This window comes from Pseudomonas palmensis (assembly GCF_017848315.1).
Classification (GTDB): Bacteria; Pseudomonadota; Gammaproteobacteria; order Pseudomonadales; family Pseudomonadaceae; genus Aquipseudomonas; species Aquipseudomonas palmensis.
The window spans coordinates 11,250-16,169 of the sequence record NZ_JAFKEC010000088.1 but is presented as its reverse complement, the minus strand read 5'-3'; the positions used below and the strand labels follow the sequence as shown (position 1 = coordinate 16,169).

The window sequence follows — 4,920 nt, the reverse complement described above, 5'->3', positions numbered from 1 at the left end:
CATCCCCCACCCTCCCCTTCGCAACAGATTATGTCGCGAAGATCGGGTGAGGGCCGCCAGGGCCCTACGCTTTAGTTGCCGCTGGAGTTCAGCGCTTCGGTCAGTGCAGCTTCCACTTCACTGGCGCTAACACGCAACGGCTTGTCGGCATCACGGCGACGCTTGCGCTCGCTGTGGTAGGCCAGACCGGTACCGGCCGGGATCAGACGACCCACGACCACGTTTTCTTTCAGGCCGCGCAGGTAGTCGCGCTTGCCGGTTACCGCCGCTTCGGTCAGTACGCGGGTGGTTTCCTGGAAGGAAGCCGCCGAGATGAACGATTCGGTGGACAGCGAGGCCTTGGTGATACCCAGCAGTACACGAGTGAACTTGGAGACAAACTTGTCTTCCGCGCCAAGGCGCTCGTTCTCTACCAGTACCTGGGTCAGCTCCATCTGGTCGCCCTTGATGAAGCTGGAGTCACCCGACTCGGCAATCTCGACCTTACGCAGCATCTGACGCAGGATGGTCTCGATGTGCTTGTCGTTGATCTTCACGCCTTGCAGACGGTAAACGTCCTGGATCTCGTTGACGATGTACTTGGCCAGCGCGCTAACACCCAGCAGACGCAGGATGTCGTGCGGATCGCTAGGACCGTCCGAGATGACTTCGCCGCGGTTCACTTGTTCGCCTTCGAAGACGTTCAGGTGACGCCACTTCGGAATCAGCTCTTCGTACGGATCGCTGCCATCGTTCGGAGTGATGACCAGACGGCGCTTGCCCTTGGTCTCTTTACCGAAGGCGATGGTACCGCTGACTTCAGCCAGAATCGAGGCTTCTTTCGGACGGCGCGCTTCGAACAGGTCGGCAACGCGCGGCAGACCACCGGTGATGTCACGGGTCTTGGACGTTTCTTGCGGGATACGCGCGATAACGTCACCAACACCGATCTGTGCACCGTCAGCCACACCGACCAGGGCGTTGGCTGGCAGGAAGTACTGAGCCGGTACGTCGGTACCTGGCAACAGCAGATCCTTGCCGCTGGCGTCGACCATCTTGATTGCAGGACGGATTTCCTTGCCTGCAGCCGGACGGTCTTTGACGTCCAGAACCTCGATGTTGGTCAGGCCGGTCAATTCGTCGGTCTGACGCTTGATCGTGATGCCTTCTTCCATGCCCACGAAGGTCACGGTACCTTTCATTTCGGTAACGATCGGGTGGGTGTGCGGGTCCCACTTGGCGACGATGGCGCCAGCGTCGACCTTGTCGCCTTCCTTCACCGAAATCACGGCGCCGTAAGGCAGCTTGTAACGCTCGCGCTCACGACCGAACTCGTCGGCAATCGCCAACTCGCCGGAACGCGATACGGCAACCAGGTTGCCGTCGGCACGCTCAACCTGCTTGAGGTTGTGCAGACGAACCATACCGCCGTTCTTCACCTGGACGCTGTCGGCAGCCGAGGTACGGCTTGCAGCACCACCGATGTGGAACGTACGCATGGTCAGCTGGGTACCCGGCTCACCGATCGACTGTGCAGCGATAACGCCGACAGCTTCACCGATGTTCACCTGGTGACCGCGAGCCAGGTCGCGACCGTAGCACTTGGCGCAGATGCCGTAGCGGGTTTCGCAGCTGATCGGCGAACGCACGATCACTTCGTCGATGCTGTTCAGCTCGATGAACTCGACCCACTTCTCGTCGACCAGGGTACCGGCCGGAACGATGACGTCGTCGGTGCCAGGCTTGAACACGTCACGGGCGATTACACGACCCAGTACGCGCTCACCCAGCGGCTCTACAACGTCGCCGCCTTCGATGTGCGGGGTCATGACCAGACCCTGCTCGGTGCCACAGTCGATCTCGGTAACCACCAGATCCTGCGCCACGTCTACCAGACGACGGGTCAGGTAACCGGAGTTCGCGGTTTTCAACGCGGTATCCGCAAGACCCTTACGCGCACCGTGAGTCGAGATGAAGTACTGCAGTACGCTCAGACCTTCGCGGAAGTTCGCGGTGATCGGCGTCTCGATGATCGAGCCGTCCGGCTTGGCCATCAGACCACGCATACCGGCCAACTGACGAATCTGAGCTGCCGAACCCCGGGCACCGGAGTCAGCCATCATGTACATCGAGTTGAAGGACTCCTGCTCGACTTCGTTGCCTTCGCGGTCGATGACCTTCTCTTTCGAGAGGTTGGCCATCATCGCCTTGGACACTTCGTCGTTCGCCTTGGACCACAGGTCGATGACCTTGTTGTACTTCTCGCCCTGGGTTACCAGGCCGGAGGCGTACTGGCTCTCGATCTCTTTCACTTCGTCGGTGGCAGCACCGATGATGCGGGCTTTTTCATCCGGGATAACGAAGTCGTTAACACCGATGGAAACGCCGGAGATGGTCGAGTAGGCAAAACCGGTGTACATCAGCTGGTCAGCGAAGATGACGGTCTCTTTCAGACCAACCACGCGGTAGCACTGGTTGATCAGCTTGGAGATCGCCTTTTTCTTCATCGGCTGGTTGACCACGTCGTACGACAGACCTGGCGGTACAACCTGGAACAGCAGTGCACGGCCGACAGTGGTGTCGACGATGCGGGTGTTCTTAACGCTGCCGCCATCACGATCGTTCACGGTTTCGTTGATACGAACCTTGATCTTGGCGTGCAGGGCCGCTTCGCCGGCGCGGAATACGCGGTCGACTTCCTGCAGGTCGGCGAATACGCGACCTTCGCCCTTGGCATTGATGGCTTCGCGGGTCATGTAGTACAGACCCAGTACAACGTCCTGCGAAGGAACGATGATCGGCTCACCGTTGGCTGGCGACAGGATGTTGTTGGTCGACATCATCAGCGCGCGCGCTTCGAGCTGGGCTTCCAGCGTCAGCGGCACGTGCACGGCCATCTGGTCACCGTCGAAGTCGGCGTTGTACGCGGCACAGACCAGCGGGTGCAGCTGGATGGCCTTGCCTTCGATCAGTACCGGCTCGAACGCCTGGATACCCAGACGGTGAAGGGTCGGTGCACGGTTGAGCAGTACGGGGTGTTCGCGAATCACTTCGGCAAGAACGTCCCACACCTCTGGCAACTCGCGCTCGACCATCTTCTTGGCAGCCTTGATGGTGGTCGCCAGACCACGCATTTCCAGCTTGCCGAAAATGAACGGCTTGAACAGCTCGAGGGCCATTTTCTTCGGCAGACCGCACTGGTGCAGACGCAGGGTCGGACCTACGGTAATTACCGAACGACCCGAGTAGTCAACGCGCTTACCGAGCAGGTTCTGACGGAAACGACCTTGCTTACCCTTGATCATGTCGGCCAGGGATTTCAGAGGACGCTTGTTCGAGCCGGTGATGGCGCGGCCGCGACGGCCGTTGTCGAGCAGTGCGTCGACCGCTTCCTGCAGCATGCGCTTTTCGTTGCGCACGATGATGTCAGGCGCAGACAAATCGAGCAGGCGCTTCAGACGGTTGTTACGGTTGATCACCCGACGGTACAGGTCGTTCAGGTCGGAGGTCGCGAAACGACCGCCATCCAGCGGAACCAGTGGACGCAGGTCTGGCGGCAGAACCGGCAGAACGGTCAGGACCATCCACTCAGGCAGGTTGCCCGAGCCCTGGAAGGCCTCCATCAGCTTCAGTCGCTTGGACAGCTTCTTGATCTTGGTTTCCGAGTTGGTCTGCGGAATCTCTTCGCGCAGGCGGCCAATCTCGTGCTCCAGGTCGATAGCGTGCAGCAGTTCGCGGACGGCCTCGGCACCCATGCGGGCGTCGAAGTCATCGCCGAACTCTTCCAGCGCTTCGAAGTACTGCTCGTCGTTCAGCAGCTGACCTTTTTCCAGGGTGGTCATGCCCGGGTCGATAACGACATAGCTCTCGAAATAGAGAACGCGCTCGATATCACGCAGGGTCATGTCCATCAGCAGGCCGATACGCGACGGCAGCGACTTCAGGAACCAGATGTGGGCAACAGGCGAGGCCAGCTCGATGTGCGCCATGCGCTCACGACGAACTTTTGCCAGCGCGACTTCAACACCGCACTTCTCGCAGATCACGCCACGGTGCTTCAGGCGCTTGTACTTGCCGCACAGGCACTCGTAGTCCTTGACTGGGCCAAAGATCTTGGCGCAGAACAGGCCGTCACGCTCAGGCTTGAACGTACGGTAGTTGATGGTTTCCGGCTTTTTTACTTCACCGAACGACCACGAACGGATCATCTCAGGCGAGGCCAATCCGATACGGATGGCGTCGAACTCTTCGACTTGACCCTGGTTTTTCAGCAAATTCAGTAGGTCTTTCAAGGCCTTTCCTCCTGGCGGAGCAGGGAGCGGGCTTTTCAGCCGCGCTCCCGATTCGCGTCACGTGTTATTCGGTTTCCAGATCGATATCGATACCGAGCGAACGAATCTCTTTGATCAACACGTTGAAGGACTCGGGCATGCCCGGCTCCATACGGTGATCGCCGTCCACGATGTTCTTGTACATCTTGGTCCGACCGTTCACATCGTCCGACTTCACTGTGAGCATTTCTTGCAGGGTGTATGCCGCGCCGTATGCTTCCAGCGCCCACACTTCCATCTCCCCGAAACGCTGACCACCGAACTGCGCCTTACCACCCAGCGGCTGCTGGGTAACCAGGCTGTAAGAACCAGTGGAACGCGCGTGCATCTTGTCGTCCACCAAGTGGTTCAGCTTGAGCATGTACATGTAACCAACGGTCACTGGACGCTCGAACTTGTTGCCGGTACGACCGTCGAACAGCTGCATCTGACCGCTTTCCGGCATGTCTGCCAGTTTCAGCATGGCCTTGATTTCGCTTTCCTTGGCACCGTCGAAGACTGGAGTGGCCATTGGCACACCGCCTTTGAGGTTCTTCGCCAGGTCGAGGATTTCCTGGTCGGAGAAGTCTTCCAGGCTTTCCTGACGACCACCGATCTCGTTGTAGATCTC

At 59.1% G+C, this 4,920-nt stretch carries 2 protein-coding genes; both read right to left on the bottom strand.

The window, feature by feature from the left end; all coding sequences use genetic code 11:
- Positions 1 to 71: 71 nt before the first annotated feature.
- Positions 72 to 4,271 carry a DNA-directed RNA polymerase subunit beta' gene (gene rpoC, locus JZZ72_RS26480; protein ID WP_054916698.1) on the bottom strand — a complete coding sequence of 1,400 codons (4,200 nt, stop codon included), beginning with the start codon at positions 4,269 to 4,271 and terminating at the stop codon, positions 72 to 74.
- 64 nt (positions 4,272 to 4,335) lie between these two features.
- The coding region (locus JZZ72_RS27965) for a DNA-directed RNA polymerase subunit beta (RefSeq protein ID WP_456291244.1) at positions 4,336 to 4,920 on the bottom strand (585 nt) is incomplete at its 5' end.